Annotated in this window: 15 protein-coding genes and 3 pseudogenes; 12 read left to right on the top strand and 6 right to left on the bottom strand. The window is 71.0% G+C overall.

Annotation, left to right across the window (positions count from 1 at the left end; translation table 11 throughout):
• Positions 1–59 precede the first annotated feature (59 nt).
• Together ACOOE8_RS03795 and ACOOE8_RS03790 are read left to right on the top strand one after the other, a co-directional pair.
• Positions 60–704, top strand: a complete 645-nt coding sequence (locus ACOOE8_RS03795) for a hypothetical protein (RefSeq protein ID WP_420393534.1) — start codon at positions 60–62, stop codon at positions 702–704.
• A gap of 8 nt (positions 705–712) precedes the next feature.
• Positions 713–1,894, top strand: a complete 1,182-nt coding sequence (locus tag ACOOE8_RS03790; RefSeq protein WP_420393533.1) for a glycosyltransferase — start codon at positions 713–715, stop codon at positions 1,892–1,894.
• Here the strand turns inward: ACOOE8_RS03790 and ACOOE8_RS03785 are convergent.
• Entirely contained in the window at positions 1,887–2,738 is an 852-nt protein-coding gene (locus ACOOE8_RS03785; protein ID WP_420393532.1) for a glycosyltransferase family 2 protein, read from the bottom strand. The genes ACOOE8_RS03790 and ACOOE8_RS03785 overlap by 8 nt on opposite strands.
• Complete coding sequence (locus ACOOE8_RS03780; RefSeq protein ID WP_420393531.1) at positions 2,735–4,831, bottom strand: HAD-IIB family hydrolase; 2,097 nt, start codon at positions 4,829–4,831, stop codon at positions 2,735–2,737. Before ACOOE8_RS03780 ends, ACOOE8_RS03785 begins: the two co-directional genes overlap by 4 nt.
• 127 nt (positions 4,832–4,958) lie before the next feature.
• Here ACOOE8_RS03780 and ACOOE8_RS03775 point away from each other — a divergent pair, with 127 nt between their 5' ends.
• From ACOOE8_RS03775 to ACOOE8_RS03760, 4 genes and pseudogenes are all read left to right on the top strand, one after another.
• Complete coding sequence (locus ACOOE8_RS03775; RefSeq protein WP_420393530.1) at positions 4,959–5,990, top strand: glycosyltransferase family 4 protein; 1,032 nt, start codon at positions 4,959–4,961, stop codon at positions 5,988–5,990.
• Positions 5,991–6,050: 60 nt separating this feature from the next.
• A complete protein-coding gene (gene lipA / locus ACOOE8_RS03770; protein WP_420393529.1) occupies positions 6,051–7,076 on the top strand; it encodes a lipoyl synthase in 1,026 nt (341 codons plus the stop codon).
• The gene (locus tag ACOOE8_RS03765; RefSeq protein WP_420393528.1) at positions 7,076–7,534 is read left to right on the top strand and encodes a type II toxin-antitoxin system RatA family toxin; all 459 of its coding nucleotides are present in this window, start codon (positions 7,076–7,078) and stop codon (positions 7,532–7,534) included. The genes lipA and ACOOE8_RS03765 overlap by 1 nt, the downstream gene beginning before the upstream one ends.
• 97 nt (positions 7,535–7,631) lie before the next feature.
• Positions 7,632–8,407, top strand: a pseudogene (locus tag ACOOE8_RS03760) (IS5 family transposase).
• Here the strand turns inward: ACOOE8_RS03760 and ACOOE8_RS03755 are convergent.
• Positions 8,396–9,352 (bottom strand): annotated as a pseudogene (locus ACOOE8_RS03755) (IS481 family transposase). The pseudogenes ACOOE8_RS03760 and ACOOE8_RS03755 sit on opposite strands and share 12 nt — an antisense overlap.
• Before the next feature lie 194 nt (positions 9,353–9,546).
• Here ACOOE8_RS03755 and ACOOE8_RS03750 point away from each other — a divergent pair.
• Together ACOOE8_RS03750 and ACOOE8_RS03745 are read left to right on the top strand one after the other, a co-directional pair.
• A pseudogene (locus ACOOE8_RS03750) lies at positions 9,547–9,741 on the top strand (hypothetical protein); the annotation flags it as partial.
• A gap of 40 nt (positions 9,742–9,781) precedes the next feature.
• A complete protein-coding gene (locus ACOOE8_RS03745; protein WP_420393527.1) occupies positions 9,782–10,009 on the top strand; it encodes a hypothetical protein in 228 nt (75 codons plus the stop codon).
• Positions 10,010–10,069: 60 nt separating this feature from the next.
• On the opposite strand, the gene ACOOE8_RS03740 is transcribed toward ACOOE8_RS03745, so the two are convergent.
• Entirely contained in the window at positions 10,070–10,969 is a 900-nt protein-coding gene (locus tag ACOOE8_RS03740; RefSeq protein WP_420393526.1) for an AAA family ATPase, read from the bottom strand.
• Positions 10,970–11,394: 425 nt separating this feature from the next.
• Here ACOOE8_RS03740 and ACOOE8_RS03735 point away from each other — a divergent pair, with 425 nt between their 5' ends.
• The 3 genes from ACOOE8_RS03735 (at position 11,395) to ACOOE8_RS03725 (ending at position 14,922) form a co-directional block, all read left to right on the top strand.
• Entirely contained in the window at positions 11,395–11,811 is a 417-nt protein-coding gene (locus ACOOE8_RS03735) for a DUF2141 domain-containing protein (RefSeq protein ID WP_420393525.1), read from the top strand.
• Between the two features lie 122 nt (positions 11,812–11,933).
• Entirely contained in the window at positions 11,934–14,012 is a 2,079-nt protein-coding gene (locus ACOOE8_RS03730) for a molybdopterin-dependent oxidoreductase (RefSeq protein WP_420393524.1), read from the top strand.
• Positions 14,013–14,148: 136 nt separating this feature from the next.
• Positions 14,149–14,922, top strand: a complete 774-nt coding sequence (locus tag ACOOE8_RS03725; protein ID WP_420393523.1) for an IS5 family transposase — start codon at positions 14,149–14,151, stop codon at positions 14,920–14,922.
• Between the two features lie 2 nt (positions 14,923–14,924).
• On the opposite strand, the gene ACOOE8_RS03720 is transcribed toward ACOOE8_RS03725, so the two are convergent.
• Entirely contained in the window at positions 14,925–15,851 is a 927-nt protein-coding gene (locus ACOOE8_RS03720) for a 3-keto-5-aminohexanoate cleavage protein (RefSeq protein WP_420393522.1), read from the bottom strand.
• A 9-nt stretch (positions 15,852–15,860) separates the two neighbouring features.
• Entirely contained in the window at positions 15,861–16,799 is a 939-nt protein-coding gene (locus tag ACOOE8_RS03715) for a 3-hydroxyacyl-CoA dehydrogenase (protein WP_420393521.1), read from the bottom strand.
• Positions 16,800–17,016: 217 nt separating this feature from the next.
• Here ACOOE8_RS03715 and ACOOE8_RS03710 point away from each other — a divergent pair, with 217 nt between their 5' ends.
• A complete protein-coding gene (locus ACOOE8_RS03710; protein ID WP_420393520.1) occupies positions 17,017–17,793 on the top strand; it encodes an SDR family oxidoreductase in 777 nt (258 codons plus the stop codon).

Raw genomic sequence — 17,793 nt, 5'->3', positions numbered from 1 at the left:
GATGTACCTGAACCTCGCCCTCTCGCTCAACCGTGCCGGCCGCGCCGGAGGGGCGCGCGGTGGTTGAGGCGCGTCGGATCGCGGTGGTGGGCAACGCGCCCTCCGAGCGCGTCGTCGCCGCGCAGGTCGACGGGTGCGACGTCGTCGTGCGGCTCAACAAGGCGCGCGGATTGGGCGGGCTCACCGGGAAACGGGTGGACGAGCTCGTCCTCATCAACTGCGGCGGACAGATGGAGGAGTGGCTGCGCACCGGCGTCATCGAGCGCTCGCCCGCCTTCCGCACCGCGTCCACCATCGCGCTGCCGATCCACCCACGAAAGGCGGACCTCATCGTGCCGCCGCTGTCGCCCCCCGAGCGGAACGCTGCCGACGGGCAGGACTACTCCGAAGCGGCCCGTGCGCGCTACGCGGCGCTCGGAAAGACGGTGCGGGCGTGGGACGCCGACTTCTTCGCCCGTTCCATGGACGAGCTGGGTCACGCTCCCCTGCGCCGCCACGGGCCGGCGCCGTCGACCGGCTACCTCGCCGTGCGCTGGTGGCTGACCGCCGACCCCTCGTGCCACGTGGAGGCGTTCGGCTTCGGCTTCGCCGGCTGGTGGGGCCACGACTGGGACGGCGAGCGGCGTTGGTTCCAGTCGGCCGCCGCGCGCGGGCGCCTGACCCTCCACCCGCTCGAGGCGTCGGCCGAGCGCCGCGCGGCGTGAGGGCGACCGTGGACGGACCCTTCCTCGCCGAGCCAGCGTCGAGCGCGGGATCGCAACGGCCTATCGGCTTCTTCGTCCACCACCAGGGGCGAGGGCACGCGCGTCGCTGCGAGGCGATCATCGCGGCAATGGAGCCGCGGCCCATCACGATCTTCACCGCCGACCCGTCCATCCTGTCGCCGGACGTTCCCGCCGACGTCGTCGCGCTGCCCAACATGATCGGCGCCGCGGCGCTCACCGAGGGCCTGTTCGGCGTTGCACCGCCCGACCGGCTGCACTGCGTCCCGCTCGGTGTGCCGGAGGTCACAGAGACCATGGCGCGGATGGTCGCGTGGGTCCGCGCCGCGCGGCCAGCGCTGATGGTGGTCGACGTGTCCGCCGAGATCGCGCTCCTCATGCGCCTGCTCAGCGTGCCGGCGATCAAGATCCGCATGCACGGCGACCGCGCCGACCCGTTCCACCTCGCTGCCTACGACGCCTGCGTCGGCCTCCTCGCCCCCTTCGACGAGGCGATCGAGCAGCCCGACTATCCAGGCTTCGCGCGGCGCAAGACCTGCTACACCGGCGGCTTGTGCCCGACGAACGCCCCGGTGCCGGACAAGGCCGCCGCCCGGCACGTCCTCGGCCTGCCGCAGGAGCGAGAGGTCGTGGTCGCGATCTCCGGCGGCGGCGGTACGGGCACGCCCTACGCTCCGCTCACGATGGCGGCCAGGGCACGCCCCGATGCACTGTGGCTCGCCATCGGGCCGCTGCACAGGGAGGGGCACGAGACGGACTTCGCGAACCTTACGACCCTCGGCTGGGTCCCCGACGCGCTCTCCTACATCGCCGCCGCCGACTGCGTCGTCGCCTCGGCCGGGGACACGACGGTGACCGAGGTGGCCCGGGTCGGCCGCCCGTTCCTGTGCGTGCCGGAGTGGCGCTACTTCGACGAGCAGGTGGCCAAGGCGCGGGAGATGGCGCGGGTCGGCGCCTGCGCCACCCTCGAGCGATGGCCGGCGAGCAGCGCGCAGTGGCTGGACGCGCTGGCACGGGCGGAGGCGACCGACATCGCCGCGCAGCGCCGGCTCTTCGCGCCCGACGCCGCGGACCGGGCGGCGCGGTTCGTGGAGGGGTGGGCCGACCGGCTGTGGCGCGAGCCCATCCGGCTCGATGCCGGGGCGCGCCCCACGCTCGAGATCGTCAGCTGAACAGCGCGTCCGGCACGGCGCTCGCCGTCACCTCGTCGCACGTCGGCGTCCGCAGCACGGTGAGGTCGTCGCCGTCGGCGCGCCAGCGCACGTAGCTGCGTTCGGCGAGCTGTCCGAGCCAGTACTCCATGCTCCACCGTCCCCATGCACGGTGGTACCGCCGCGCGTTGGCCACGATGTCCGCGAAGTGCTGGAGGGGAGGGACGTGGACCGCGTGGTGTTGGTGGAAGGCCAACGCCCCGGCGACGCGGTAGAGCGGCACGCCCGCAGCCTCGAGCCGGCGTGCGAAGTCCGTCTCCTCGCTGCCGTAGCCGACGTACCCCTCGTCGAAGCCGCCGACGCGGACGAAGGCGGTGCGGCGCAGCGCGAACGAGAGGCCCCAAAGCTCTCCGTAGTCCTCCTCCCGTGCGAGGCCCGTCGGCGGAGGGGCGGGCTTGGCGGGGTGACGGACCCCCGCGGCGTAGAGCTTGGCGAGGTCGAGGGGCACGCCCGGCACGAAGGGGAGGTAGCGGACCTCGCCCATGAGGCAGCCGTCGACGGCGGCGAGGTGGTCCGCGTAGGTGGCGAGGAGGCCAGGCGCTGGGACGCAGTCGACGTCGAGGAACACCAGCCCACTGCCGCTGGCGAGGTTCGCGGCGGCGTTGCGCGCGGCAGCGAGCGGCAGGCGTTCGCCAGGCACGACGACCGTGCGCACCGGGAACGGGGCGTCGATGGTCGGTGCGGTGGCCTGCATCGCAGCGACGACGAGTTCGTCGACGGGTCGATCCTGCGCCGCGAGGCCTGCGACGAGGTTCGCAAGCTGGCGCTCGCGTCCGCGGACCAGCGTCAGGATCGAGACCGTCACATGCGTCCGTCGTCCGCAGCCCTCGATGTGCGGCCGACGGGGGGCGGCCGCAGCCCCGCCTCGCCGCCGTCGGCGTGGGGCCAGCCCGCCAGCCCCTCCACGATGCCGTCCGCATGCCCGGCCCTTGCGAACACGACGCCTGGCGTCCCGCGCAGCCCGGCCAGCTCGGCGTTGTGGTTGGCGACGACGACGCCACGGCCCGCCGCGGTCAACAGGTCGCGGTCGTTGCCGCTATCGCCCGCCGAGGCGGTCGCCGAGCGCGACAGCCCGAACCGCTTGCGCAGGTGGACGAGCGCCTGGCCCTTGGACGCGCGCTGCGGCAGGACGTCGAGGAAGCGCCCGTGCGAGTAGATCACGGTGGCGGGAAGCTGCGCGTCCCCCAGCGCCGCCTCGATCTCGGCGACGTCGGACGGTCGTAGGGCGCCGAACCACGAGCGCTTGAAGGCACGCTGCTCCATGGCCGGCTGGGGCGTGAGCCGTCGGTCGGTGGCGAGCGTGTCGACGACCGCGTCCGCGTACCAGTCTTCGCCGATGTGCTCCGACCAACCCTCGTCGCGCACGGCGCCGTACTCGTCGTCGGTGGTGAGGTAGATCTCCGAGCCGACGCTGGTGATCATCACGGCGGGGACCGGCGCGCCGTGGCGGGTGAGGACTCCCACCGCGTCGTGAAAGCTGCGCCCCGTCGCGATGCCGAACAGGACGCGCGGCCGTGCCTCGAGCCAGCGCGTGAGCCGCTCGAGGCCGTCGCCGTGACCCACCAGCGTCCCATCGATGTCGGACACGAGAAGACTCTGGAAGGCGCGCGAGCTGGACACCGGTGGAGACGGGCTCATCGTCCTCGCCGCGGCGCGCACGTACTGCCTCGCGTGCCGCGTCCAGGTGTAGCGCGACACGTGCCGTGCGCCTGCCTCCGCGTAGCTCCGCGCCGCCTCGCGATCCTCGAGGAGGCTGCGCAGTGCGTCGGCGACCGCCGAGGGGTCCGTCGGATCGGCGAGGAGGCCGTGGCGACAGTCCGCCAGGATGTCCCGCGGCCCGCCACGATCGGTGGCAACGACCGGCAGCCCTGCGGCCGCTGCCTCGATGAGGGTGAGGCCGAACGGCTCGTGCAGCGCGGGGTTCGCGAAGACGCCGCGGCGCTCGCGGGCGAACGCGTAGATCGCCGGCACCTCGTCAGCGTGGTGGTGGGACGGCAGCGCGACCCGTCCGGCGAGGCCGAGTCGGGCAACGGCCGCCTTGAGCTCGGCGATCACCGCGCGGTTCTCCGCCGACAGCATCGCGCCGTCGTGGCTCGAGCCGGCAAAGACGACGAGGTTCACGTTGGCTCGCAGCCAAGGGTCGCGGCCGTACGCCTCGATGAGGCCGTTGAGGTTCTTGCGCCAGACCGGACGCGCGAGCGCGAGGATCGGCGGGCGCTCCGGCGCGTCGAGTTCGGCCGCGATCCGGCGCGCGACGGCGCCGGCCGTCGCGACGGGGACGGTCGCGCGGTACGCCGACAGGTCGCAACCCGGCGCGATCACCCTGATCCGCTCCGGCCGTGCCGAGCGGTAGGTGCCGTACTGCCCCTCCGCCTCGTCGCGGGAGGATGCGATGATGAGGTCGGCGGCGGCGATGGCCTGGTCCTCGACGGCCTCACGGCGCGCGAGGGTCTGCGCAAGGTCGGGCACCGCGGCCGCGGCCGTCCCCATGTTGAGCCGCTTGATGCGTCCGAGCGAGTGCGCGGTGAACAGGTACGGCACGCCGAAGCGCGCCTTCGCGGCGTAGGCCAGCGTGCCGGCGTCCGCGTAGTGCGCGTGGATGAGGTCCGGCACGCCGGTGCGCGCCAGGTGGCGCAGGAAGGCGACGGTGAGGACCGGCATGTCCCGCCACAGGTCCTCCTTCGCGAGGTACCCTTGGAGGCCGCCGAGCAAACGAACGATGGTGACGCCGTTCGAAAGCCGCTCGCGGGGCTCGGCGTAGCGCGCGCCCAAGGTCGGCTCGATGAAGCCGCGCGTCACGATCGTTTGGCGGATGCGCCCCTCGCGCGAGAGGGCGTCGACGAGGTCGAGGAGGTAGCGGATGTGCCCACCCGTGTCGGCCGTCAGACCGTACTCCACCGGCTCGGATCGAAGGCAGCCTTGCAGAGCGACGTGGACGATATGCATTTCTCCGTAATGGCGGCCACGTGCGCGGGTTCCAGTTCGTGCGCCAACTTGTCCGTTCGTTGAACCAAGCGGGATCCGCGTGCGCATCGCCCAAGTCAGCCCGCTCTACTTCCCCGTGCCGCCTGCCGATCACGGGGGGACGGAGCGGGTGGTCCACATCCTGTCCGAAGCCCTCTTGCAGCGCGGCCACGACGTCGTCGTGTTCGCCGCGGATGGCTCGTCGACCCGTGCCCCGCTCCGGCCTCAGGGGCCCGCGGTTGCCTCGATCAAAGGCGCGCCGCCCTCGCTGCTGTCGGCCATGGAGCTCGTCATGCTCGACCGCGTCGCGGAGACCGCGGACGAGTTCGACGTGATCCACTGCCACACGGAGCTCGCCCACGCGGCGGTGCTGCGCGCGGTGCGGCACAAGGTGGTCATGACCATCCACTGGCGCGCCGACGAGGCGGACCGCCGAACCTACTTCGCGCACTTCACGGACCAGAAGGTGGTCGCGATCTCCCGCGCGCAGGCCGCCGACCTGCCGCCGGGCAACGTCGCAGGGGTCGTCCACCACGGCATCCCGGCGACGCGCCTCGCGCTGGGGCCGGGCGGCGGTGGCTACGTCGCCTTCGTCGGCCGCATGACGGACCAGAAGCGGCCCGACGTGGCCGCACGAGTCGGCCGTGCGGCGGGGCTCCGCGTCAAGCTCGCCGGGACCGTCGACGTCGGCAACCCGAGCTACTTCGACACCGTCGTCCGCCCCGAGCTCGTCGGCGGCGTGGAGTACGTCGGCCCGGTGGGTGACGCGGACAAGCAGGCGTTGCTCGGGGAGGCGGAGGCGTTCCTGTTCCCGGTGGACTGGCCCGAGCCGTTCGGCCTCGTCATGATCGAGGCGATGGCCTGCGGCACGCCCGTCGTCGCGTTCCGCCGCGGCAGCGTGCCCGAGGTCGTCGATGACGGCGTCACGGGCTTCGTGGTCGATACCGCCGAAGCGGCAGTGGCGGCGCTCGCAGCGGCGCGGCGGCTCGACAGGTCGGCCGTGCGGGCACGGTTCGAGGCACGGTTCACCGCGGCTCGAATGGCGGCCGAGTACGAGGCGGTCTACCGGGCGGTCGCCGCAGGGACGGCCTGACCCACTCGCATCGCATGGCGGGGCGGCCTATGTTGAGGTTGCACGCCAAAGGGAGTCTCGATGGTCACCGTGGTCGACCGCACCAGGAGCGCCGTGCGCCACCCCGAGAAGGCGGCGCGACCGGATGCGCCGGTGCTGCGAAAGCCCGACTGGATCCGCGTCCGGGCACCAGGCTCGCCGGTGTGGCGCGAGACGCGCGACATCGTGCGCGCCGAGGGGTTGGTCACGGTGTGCGAGGAGGCCGGCTGCCCCAACATCGGCGAGTGCTGGTCGAAGAAGCATGCGACGTTCATGATCATGGGCGACACGTGCACGCGGGCGTGCGCCTTCTGTAACGTGCGCACCGGGCTTCCCGACCCCCTCGACCCCGCCGAGCCGCGCAAGGTCGCGGATGCCGTGGCCGCGCTTGGCCTCGAGCATGTCGTCATCACCTCGGTGGACCGGGACGACCTCGCCGACGGCGGCGCGAACCACATGGCAGGGACGATCCGCGCGATCCGCGCCGCGGCGCCCGGCACCACCATCGAGGTGCTGACGCCGGACTTCCTGCGCAAGCCGGGCGCCCTCGAGACCGTGGTGGACGCTCGCCCGGACGTGTTCAACCACAACCTGGAAACCGTTCCGTCGCGCTACCTTTCCGTGCGGCCCGGGGCGCGGTACTATCACTCGATCCGCCTGCTCGACCGCGTGAAGCTCATCGACCCGACGATCTTCACCAAGAGCGGCATCATGGTGGGCCTCGGCGAGACGCGGCACGAGGTGCTGCAGCTGATGGACGACCTGCGGTCCGCCGACGTCGACTTCCTGACCATCGGTCAGTACCTGCAACCCACGCGCAAGCATCATGCCGTCATGGAGTACGTCACGCCGGACGCCTTCAAGGCGTACGCGACGATCGCCACGGCGAAGGGCTTCCTCATGGTGTCGGCATCGCCACTCACGCGCTCGTCCTATCACGCGGGAGAGGACTTCGCCCGGCTGAGGGCCGCGCGGGAGGCTCGTAGCGGCGCCCGCTCGTCGGCGGACGGTGGGCAGTCCCGTGCCCGCGGCGGGGAGGCGGGGCGCAAGGCGGAGGCCCTACGCTAGTGCCGCAATTCCAGACGACGCGCCGCGTCAAGCATGCGGTCGACAACATGTTCGACCTCGTGGCGGACGTGCAGGCCTACCCGCGCTTCGTGCCCCTGTGCAAGGCGCTGACGGTGCGCCGACGCGACCGGCTGCCCGACGGCCGCGAGGTCCTCGTGGCGGAGATGACGGTCGCCTACAAGTTCCTGCGCGAGACCTTCACCTCCCGCGTCACCCTCGACCGGGCGAACAACGTCATCGACGTCACCTACCTCGACGGACCGTTCAAGGAGCTGTTCAACCGGTGGACGTTCACCGCGGTGGACGAGGCGACGACGGATGTCGGCTTCGCGATCCGCTACGAGTTCCGCAGCCGCGCGTTGGCCGCGGTGATGGGCTCGGTGTTCGACCACGCGTTCCGCCGCTTCGCCGCCGCCTTCGAGGAGCGCGCCGACAGGGTCTACGGCGTCCCCGCCTAAGCCTGGCGTCCGCGGTCCTGGTCCTAGAGCATGGCCCCATGAACGGCACATCAACGTTGATGAGGTCTGCTCGTCGTCCGCGGGAGGGGAGACGGCGATGGATCCACATGACCTGACCGATGCGGAGTGGGCCGTGATCCAGCCACTGTTGCCGACCAAGGTGCGGGGAGTGCCGCGGGTGGACGACCGGCGGGTGATCAACGCCATCCTTTGGCGGTTCCGGGCCGGGACGCCTGGCGCGACGTGCCGGAGCGATACGGGCCGCGGACGACGCTCTACAACCGCTTCGTCCGGTGGCGGGCGGCCGGGATCTGGAACCGCATCCTTGACGCCGTCTCCGAGGCTTACGACGGCGACATCGTGATGATCGACCCCTCTGGCGTGCGCGTGCGGCAGCACGGCGCGACGGGCAAAAGGGGGGCGAGGACCATGGCGGCATGGGCCGCTCCTGCAGCGGCGTGACGACCGAGATCCACGCCCTCGTCGATGCCGGGGGCCGGCCCGTCCGCCTTGCACTCACGCCCGGTCAGGCCGGCGATGCGCCGGCCGCTCGCGAACTGATTGGCGATCTCGGCAAAGGCTCCGTCCTGGTTGCCGACCGCGCCTACGACACCGATGCGATCTTCGACCACCGCAGCCTGCGGCGCATGGGCGAACGCGCCGCCGCGCTTCATCCGCAAACGGGCGTTCCCGTTCAGCGGCTTCGTCTATGGGCAGCAAAACCTCATCGAGCGCTTCTTTGATCGCATCGAGCACTTCCGCGGCATCGCCACTCGCTACGACCGCCGGCCCGACAACTTCCTCGCCGCGCTGAAGCTGGCCGCCATCCGCGTCTGGCTCAGCGGCAAATGGGTCCACGTGCTAGGTGTCTGATCCCGGCATTTGCTGGAGCGGGTTGATGGTGAAGCGTTGGGGTTCGTCTGTCCACCGTTTGCAGATGTCTTCGTAGGGCGTAAGTCCCTTGAGGGTCTTGGGTCGGCGCCGTAGTCGTAGGCGGCGATGAAGTCGGCGAGGTGTCGCCGGAGCTGCTCGTGGCCGTCGTAGGGGAAGCGTTTGACGGTGGCGTCCTTGATCGTGCGGTTCATCCGTTCGACCTGACCGTTCGTCCATGGATGGTTCGGCTTGGTGAAGCGGTGCTCGATGCCATGCTCGCGGCAGCGCATGGCGATGTGGGTCATGGATCGAGAGTCGGGCCGTTCGCATGGCGCGGTGGATAGCGGAACCGGATGCCGTTGTCGGTGAGCACGGTGTGGATCTCATACGGCACCGCTTCGACGAGAGCGACGAGGAAGGCCGATGCGGTGACGCGGCTGGCCTTCTCCACGAGCTGGGCGAAGGCGAACTTCGACGTCCGGTCGATCGCCACCAGAAGCTGGAGCTTTCCCTCGGCGGTGCGCACTTCGGCGATGTCGATGGGGAAGCCGATCGGCTAGGCTTTGAGTTTCCTCTTGCCAGGTTTGTCGCCATCGACATCAGGCAGTCGGAATATCCCGTGGCGCTGCAGGCAGCGATGAAGGGATGCGCGGGTGAGATGTGGGATCGTCGGCTGGAGAGCGTAGGGGCAGTCGAGGAGCGGCAGCACGGTGTGGCGACGGAAGGCGACGATGATCGCCTCGTCCTCATCGGACAGGACCGTTGACCTTAGCTCTTCCGGTCCCGTCGGCAGGTCGCTCACCGACGAGCGCTCCTTCCATTCGGCCACGGTCTTCCGGTTGATCCCGTAGCGCCTCGCGAGGGCCCTCAGCTCTCTTGACTAACTTGTCTTGCTCGACGGACCGCCTCTGTCGTCGTGGCGCTCCCGTGGAGAACCCGGCCCACAGCGCATCCTTCCATTCCGATGAGAGGACTGCACCAGCAAAACCCGGGATCAAACGGCTAGGGCCCGTCGACGACGCTCGACAACCGCGACGACGGAAGGGCCGAGCGCGGGGTCTGGCTGGCGATCTTCGAGGCGCTCGCCCGCAGGGAGCCGGCCGCGTGACAGCGGATCGACAGCTCCATCGTGAAGGCCCATCAGCACGCCGCCGGCGGCAGGGGGCTCGGATCACGCCATCGGCCGTTCCCGTGCGGGACTGACGACAAGGCCCCATGCCGTCGTCGACGAGCCTGGCCTGCCGATCCGCTTCGTGGTGACGCCCGGTCGAGCCTCGGACAAGGCGACAGCTGCGGTGCTCCTCGACGGCCTGGTCCCCACGCCCAGCATCGTCGCCGACCGGGGTGACAGCGCCGAGGCGTTGATCGCCTGGTGTGCCGAGCGCGGGGCGCGAGGCGCGGGCGCACATTCCGGCCCGCCGCAACGTGCGCGTCAGGCGCACCGTCGCGCCCGATCTCTGCCGCCCGCGCAACCTCGTCGAGCGGCGCCTCAACACGCTGGAGCCCTTCCGCCGCGTGGCGACCCGCTTCGACAAGCTCGCCCGCGACTTCATCCCCGCCGTCGCTCCGGCCTCCTCCCGACCTTGGTTACGGCCACCATGAGCCCATGACCTACGGGAGCGCCGCCCGACCGCCGACGGCACGGGCTCGGCCGGGTCTGCCTCACACGGCGCGGCCGGCGGCGGACGTGCGGAGTTCGTCGATGATGCGCTGGACGGTGGAGCCACGCACCTTCGCGATGTCGTCCTGGTACTTCAGGAGGACACCCAGGGTGTCGTCCGCGATGCCTGGCTCGAGCACCATCTGGTCGAGCTCGGCGAGTGCCTGTGCCCAGTCCAGCGTCTCGGCGACGCCGGGCGGCTTGAACAGGTCGCCGCTGCGCAGGTCGTGGACGAACGCCACCACCTCGTCCGCCAGCCGCTCGCCCGCGCCGGGCGCCTTGCGTCGCACGATCTCGCGCTCCTGCCGCAGCGAGGGGTAGTCGACCCAGTGGTAGAGGCAGCGCCGCTTCAGCGCGTCGTGGATCTCGCGCGTGCGGTTGGTGGTGATCACGACGACGGGCGGTTCGGCCGCTGCGATGGTGCCGAGCTCGGGGATCGTGATTTGGAAGTCCGACAGGATCTCCAGCAGGAAGGCGTCGAACGCCTCGTCCGCGCGGTCGAGCTCGTCGATGAGGAGCACCGGCGCGCCCTCGGGTGGCGTGTCGAGCGCCTCCAGCAGTGGCCGGCGGGTGAGGAAGCGCTCGGCGAACACGTCGACCGCCTCGCCGCGTCCCTCGGACTGGCGGATGGCGAGCATCTGCGCGGCGTAGTTCCACTCGTAGAGCGCGGCCGCCTGGTCGAGCCCCTCGTAGCACTGCAGGCGGATCAGCCGACGGCCGAGCGCGGTGGCGAGCACCTTGGCGATCTCGGTCTTACCGACGCCAGCCTCGCCCTCGAGGAACAGGGGCCGCCCGAGCCTCAGCGCGAGGAACAGCACCGTCGCGAGCGCGCGGTCGGCCACGTAGTCGGCGCCGGCGAGCAGCGCTTCGGTCTCGTTGATGGAGGCGGGGAGGGAGGTCACGGGCGGCCTTCGCTTGCGGTCGACGGGGAGGGGTAGCCGATGGCTGCACGGCGGGACAACCGCAGCCAATGCGATCGGCCTGCGTCGCCAAGCGGCCGCGTCGGCCGGTCCGTCGGGTCGGGCGTGCCAGGCCAGGGCCCTCCCGGTCGCTCAGCGGCGTGGCCGGTGGTTGTCGGCTCAGCGTCTACGTCGCCGCAGGCGCTGCGTTCCGCGACCGGCGCACCGGCGCGGCTTAGGGAGGGGTCAAGGGTGCCTGCTCAGCCCACGCTGGGTGTTGCCCGGCACCATCGAGGACCGGCAGACGGGTGAGTGGGTCCGTCTTGCGTCGATTTAGACCATGCCGATCGCTGCCCAGGCTGCGAACAGAAACACATGCCGGCCGTTTGTGAAGCGTTGCGCTCCTGCAACTCAATGGGAGATACACCATGAAGCTCTTACTGTCGCTGACCGCCGCCGCAGTTCTCGCGTCCGGCGCTGCGATTGCCGAGGAGGTCTCGGTTACCATCGACGGCGTGCAGCAGGGCCCCGGCAGCGTTCTGGTGGCGCTGCAGACCGAGGATCAGTTCCTCGCCAAGGAAGGCGAGTACACCGAGACCGTGACCGCGGACTCCGAGTCCGTCGAGGTGATGTTCCAGGACGTCGAGCCTGGCACCTACGCGGTGGCCGTCGTGCACGACGAGGACGGCGACGGCGACTTCACCGTCGGCGACACCGGCCCGATGGAAGGCTGGGGCCTGTCCGGCGGGATGATGGCAGGCGCGCCGGAATTCGCCTCCTCGTCCATCGAGGTGATGGAGGGTGAGACCACCGAGGCGTCGGTGACCATGTCCTACCCGATGTAGGCAAGGACTGGCGGCCCGTCCTGGACGGGCCGCCAACCCCCTGGCGCGATCCTGCCGCTCTTCGGCTTTGCGCCTCCTCGACAACGGCGTAAGGTCGGCCGACACCGTCCCCGGAGGCCGACATGACCGCGTCCGTCCGCCTGCGTTCGGCCTGCCCGCACGACTGCCCGTCGGTGTGCGCCCTCGAGGTTGAGGTCGCGGACGGCCGGATCGGCCGAGTTCGCGGTGCGGCCGACAACACCTACACCGCCGGCGTCATCTGCGCGAAGGTCGCGCGCTACGCCGAGCGAGCCCACCACCCCGACCGATTGACGGCGCCGCTGCGCAGGACCGGCCCCAAGGGTTCCGGCGACTTCGAGTTCATCTCCTGGGCCGACGCGCTCGACCTCATCGGCGAGCGGTTCCTTGCCGCGGAACGGGCCCACGGGCCGCAGGCGGTCTGGCCCTACCACTACGCTGGCACCATGGGCCTCGTGCAGCGTGATGGCATCCATCGCCTGCGCCACGCCAAGGGCTACTCGCGCCAGCACGACACCATCTGCACGAACATGGCATGGACCGGCTTCATCGCCGGCACGGGGCGCCTTGCCGGGCCCGACCCGCGCGAGATGCGTGTGACCGACTGCCTGGTGATCTGGGGCACCAACGCGGTGGCAACCCAGGTCAACGTGATGACCCACGCCTCCCATGCCCGCAAGTCGCGCGGGGCGAAGATCGTGGTGATCGACGTCTACGAGAACGACACCGTGCGCCAGGCCGACCTCGGCCTCGTGCTGCGCCCCGGCACCGACGCGGCGCTCGCCTGCGCGGTCATGCACGTCGCCTTCCGCGACGGGCACGCCGACCGCGGGTACATGGCGCGGTACGCCGACGATCCCGCCGGGCTCGAGGCGCACCTTGCAACGCGGACGCCCGAGTGGGCGGCGGCCATCACCGGGCTGTCGGTGGAGGAGATCGAGGCGTTCGCCAAGCTGGTCGGCACCACGCCACGGAGCTACTTCCGCCTCGGCTACGGCTTCACGCGGCAGCGCAACGGGACGGTGGCGATGCACGCGGCGGCATCGATCGCGACGGTGCTCGGCTCCTGGCAGCACGAGGGCGGCGGCGCGTTCCACAACAACGGGGCGATCTTCAAGCTCGACAAGACGATGATCGAGGGGACCGACGTCGTCGACCCCACGACGCGGCGGCTCGACCAGTCCCAGATCGGGCGCATCCTCACTGGCGACCCCGACGCGTTGCAGGGCGGGCCGCCGGTGGACGCGATGCTGATCCAGAACACCAACCCGATGGTTGTGGCCCCCGAGCAGGCGCGCGTGCGGGAGGGGTTCGCCCGCGAGGACCTCTTCGTCGTCGTCCATGAGCAGATGATGACCGAGACCGCGGCGATGGCCGACGTGGTGCTGCCAGCGACGATGTTCACCGAGCACGACGACGTCTACAGGGGCGGCGGACACAGCCACCTCCTGCTCGGCCCCAAGCTCGTCGACGCGCCGGGCGAGTGCCGCGAGAATGCCTTCGTCCAGCGCGAGATCGCCCACAGGGTCGGCGGCGAGCATCCCGGCTTCGAGATGAGCCCGCGTGAGCACATCGAGTGGATGGTGCGCGCATCCGGGCTCGACATGGCTGCGCTCGACCGCGACGGCTTCGTCGACGTCCAGCCCCCGTTCGACCGGGCGCACTACCTCGAGGGCTTCGCCCACGCCGACGGCAAGTTCCACTTCCGTCCCGACTGGGCATCGGTGCCCGCACCGAACGCGGGGCCCATGGGTCCGGTGGAGCGGATGCCGACGTTCCCGGACCACTGGGAGGTCATCGAGGCGCCGAGCGAGGGGGAGCCGTTCCGCCTGGTGACCGCGCCCGCCCGATCGTTCCTCAACTCGACGTTCAACGATACGCCGGGTTCGTTGAAACGGGAGGGTGTGCCGACCGTCCTCGTGCACCCCGACGACGCGGCTGACGCCGGGATTGCCGACGGCTCGCGCGTGCGGCTCGCCAACGCGCGGGGCGCCGTGACGGTCACCGCCACGCTGTTCGGCGGCGTGAAGCGCCGCACGCTCGTCTGCGAGGGGCTCCACCGCAACCGGGCCTTCGAGGGCGGGCAGGGCATCAACACGCTGACGGGAGCCGATCAAGTCGCCCCCTACGGCGGTGCCGCCTTCCACGACACGCGGGTCTCGCTTGCCGCGCTTTCCGACTAGCGCATCCGGGGTCTTCTCGGACCCCGATGTGATGCGCTAGGCCTTCCGATCAACGATCGGTCAAATCTCATCGGGTTTGGTCTGCCCTCGTTCACGCAGGGACCGACACGGACCGGCACGATTTAAGCGACGCGGAGTGGGGCGATCATCCAGCCGCTCTTGCCGACGAAGGGGCGTGCCTCGGGTCGACGACCGACGGGTGATCGACGGCATCCTTTGGCGGTTCCGGACCGGGTCGCCCTGGCGCGACCTGCCCGAGCGCTCCGGACCACGCACGATGCTCTTCAACCCCTTCGTCCGATGGCGGGCGAAGGGGATCTCGGCCCGCATCCTGCAGCCGTGTCGGAAGCTACGACCGCGACATCGTCATGATCGACGCCTCATGCGTGCGCGTCCATCAGCACGGCGCCGCCTTGCAAAGGGGGGCGGGGACGAACGCTGCATGGGCCGTTCCCGCGGCGGCCTGACCACGAAGATCCACGCTTTCGTTGATGCCGAGGGGCGACCGATCCGCGTTGCGCTGACGCCGGACAGGCCGGCGATGCACCGCCGCCCTCTGCCTGATCGACAGTCGGAGCGCCAGGCTCCATCCTCATCGCCGACCGGGCATAGGGCACCAACGCGATCCGCGCGCACGCGAGCGGATGCGGCGCATGGGCCAAATCCCGCCACGCGTGATCTGCAAGGACATCGCCGCGGTCCGATCGCCGGCCTGACAACCCGCCGCCATCACCCTCGCGGCGATCCGCATCTGGATCGCCGCGAACCGTGTCCGCCGCCTAGCTCGTGGATCGGGGGGTCTTCATGGGGTCGGGTGGTTCCGCTCAAACCCAAGCCGCTCGAGCGGTGCGCGACAAGCCGGGCCGCTAGAGCATCCTGGGTCTCCTCAGACCCAGATAAGTTGCTCTAGCGTCAGAACTCGACGCGGTCGCCACCCTTCAGCGACAGGATCTCGCGCGCCTCCTCGGGCGTCGCGATCTCCAGCCCCAACCCTTCGATGATGCCCCGGGCGATGGTCACCTGTTCGGCGTTGGACTGGGCGAGCCGTCCCCGCCCGGCCCACAGCGAGTCCTCGAGGCCGACACGCACGTTGCCGCCCATGGCCGCGGCGATCGCCGCCACCACCATCTGGTTGCGCCCCGCGCCGAGCACGGACCAGCGATAGTCCGTGCCGAACAGCCGGTCGGCGGTGCGGCGCATGTGGGCGACGTCCTCGGGGTGGGCGCCGATGCCGCCGAGGATGCCGAACACCGACTGCACGAAGAACGGCGGCTCCACGAGGCCGCGGTCCACGAAGTGCGCCAGGGTGTAGAGGTGGCCGATGTCGTAGCACTCGATCTCGAAGCGCGTGCCGTTCTCGCGGCACGAGGTCAGGATGTGCTCGATGTCGGCGAAGGTGTTCTTGAAGATGCGCTCGCGCGAGCCCTCGAGGTACGGGCGCTCCCAGTCGTGCTGGAACTCCTTGAAGCGGTTCAGCATCGGGTAGAGCCCGAAGTTCATCGTGCCCATGTTGAGCGAGGCGACCTCGGGCTTGAACACCTGCGCGGGGCGGGCGCGCTCCTCCACCGTCATCGTCGCCGCGCCTCCCGTCGTGATGTTGATGACGCAGTCCGAGCGTTGCTTGATGACGCGCAGGAACGGGGCGAACGCGTCGGTGGACTGGTCCGGGCGCCCGTCCTTCGGGTCGCGGGCGTGCAGGTGGACGATGGCGGCGCCTGCCTCGGCCGCGCCCACCGCGGCATCGGCGATCTCCTCCGCGGTCACCGGCAGGTGCGGCGACATGGACGGCGTGTGGATCGAGCCGGTCACGGCGCAGGTGATGATGACCTTGGATGGCATGACGGGCTCCTAGCGTTGCACGGTCTTCTGCGCCGACTTGTGGGCGGCGAGCGCGGCGAGGCGATCGTCGCGCCACCGCGACTTGGCCTCGAGCTCCTCAACACTGCGCGGCCCGCCCCACGCCCCGAGGCATGCGGCGATGGTCTCCTCGGTCCACGCGGTGGCGCCGCCGAGCTCGGGCGCCACGCGGCGGAAGAACGGGGCGTAGCGCGTGCAGTAGTCGGGCGCGCCGCCGGGGGCGTTGAGCTCGATGGTCTGGAACGGTCCCATGAACGACCACCTGAGGCCGAGCCCGTCGGCGACGGTGCGGTCGAGGTCCTGCGGGGAGACGTAACCCTCTGCGACGAGGCGGAACGCCTCCGACAGCAGCGCCGCCTGCAGGCGGTTCAGGATGAACCCGTCGATCTCCTTCAGCACGGTGACGGGCGCCATGCCGATCGCGTCGAAGGTGGCGCGGGCGCGCTCCAGTGCGGCGGGGTCGGTCCACGGCGCGCCGGAAAGCTCGACCACGGGTACGAGGTGGGGCGGGTTCACCGGGTGGGCGACGAGGCAGCGGTGCCGCCCGTCGAGCGCCTCGGTGAACAGGGAACACTGGATCGCCGAGGTGGAGGACGCGAGGACGGCATCGCGCGACGCCAGCCTGTCGAGCTCGGCGAACAGCTCGCGCTTGACCTCAGGGCGCTCCGGCCCGCTCTCCTGCACGTGCTCGGCGCCGTCGAGGGCCTCGGCCAGCGTCCCTGCGACGGTGAGGCGCGCGTGCGCTCCGGCGGGGTCCTCGCACAACCCGTGCTCGGCGAGGGCGACGAGCCCGCTGTGGCAGGCCGCCCGGGCCGCCTCGGCGACGCCGGCGACCGGGTCGAACAGCGCAGCATCCCACCCGGCACGGGCGAACACCATGGCGAAGGCGCGGCCGATGAGGCCAGCGCCGACGATGGAGACCTTCGGCATGGCCCTCCCGTCCGTTGCCTCGGGCGACGTCGCGCCCCGTCGCGGCTGCCTCTAGGCCGAGCGCAGCGGCAGCAGCGCGGCCTCGACGAGGGCACGTGCGCACCGTTGCGGCGGATACCTTGATGCGTCGAGACCGCGCACCTAGGCTGGACGAGCAGCGCAGCTTTGTCGAGGGCTCCAGCCCCGTGAGGCCGGGCGACGGCGACGGGAGGGCACCGTGGACCTTGGCATCGCAGGCCTCAGGGTGCTCGTCACCGCGGGCGCCTCCGGCATCGGCCGCGAGGTCGCCCGCGCCTTCGTGGAGGAGGGCGCGCGCGTCCACGCCTGCGACGTCGACGAGGCGATGCTGTCCGCGCTCGGCGAGAGCGACCCCGCCGTCACCAGCACGGTGGCTGACGTCGCCGACCGCGACGCGGTCGGCCGCCTGTTCGAGGACGCGCTGAGCACGCTCGGCGGCCTCGACGTCCTCATCAACAACGCGGGGATCGCGGGGCCGACTGGCCCGGTTGATGGCATCGAACCGGCCGACTGGGACGACTGCCTCGCGGTCTGCCTCACGGGCCAGTTCAACTGCACGCGCCTCGCCGTGCCGCACCTCAAGGCGAGCGACAACGCCTCCATCGTCAACCTGTCGTCGGCGGCGGGCAAGTTCGGCTTCCCCCTACGCACGCCCTACGCGGCTGCCAAGTGGGGCGTCATCGGCCTCACCAAGTCCCTCGCGGCGGAGCTCGGGCCGCACGGCATCCGCTGCAACGCCATCCTGCCCGGCCTCGTCGAGGGCGATCGCATCGAGCGCGTGTTCGAGGCGAGGGCGCGGGCGAACAACATGGACGTCGCGCGGGTGCGTGCGTCGGCGGTGAGGAACGTGTCGCTGCGCACCATGGTCACGGCGCGTCAGCTCGCCGACCAGATCCTGTTCCTGTGCTCGCCGCGCGGCCGCACCATCTCGGGCCAGGCGATCTCCATCGACGGCGACACGCAGTCGCTGAGCTGA

This window comes from Acuticoccus sp., assembly GCF_965213555.1.
GTDB lineage: Bacteria > Pseudomonadota > Alphaproteobacteria > Rhizobiales > Amorphaceae > Acuticoccus.
The sequence above is the reverse complement of the archived record's forward strand: the minus strand, read 5'-3'. Positions and strand labels throughout refer to the sequence as shown.

Bases quoted from the DNA above. Each gene is read 5' to 3' on its own strand.
- ACOOE8_RS03730 (WP_420393524.1), top strand. From the start codon at position 11,934: ATGACCGCGTCCGTCCGCCTGCGTTCGGCCTGCCCGCACGACTGCCCG.
- ACOOE8_RS03715 (WP_420393521.1), bottom strand. From the start codon at position 16,799: ATGCCGAAGGTCTCCATCGTCGGCGCTGGCCTCATCGGCCGCGCCTTC.
- ACOOE8_RS03735 (WP_420393525.1), top strand. From the start codon at position 11,395: ATGAAGCTCTTACTGTCGCTGACCGCCGCCGCAGTTCTCGCGTCCGGC.
- lipA (WP_420393529.1), top strand. From the start codon at position 6,051: ATGGTCACCGTGGTCGACCGCACCAGGAGCGCCGTGCGCCACCCCGAG.
- ACOOE8_RS03720 (WP_420393522.1), bottom strand. From the start codon at position 15,851: ATGCCATCCAAGGTCATCATCACCTGCGCCGTGACCGGCTCGATCCAC.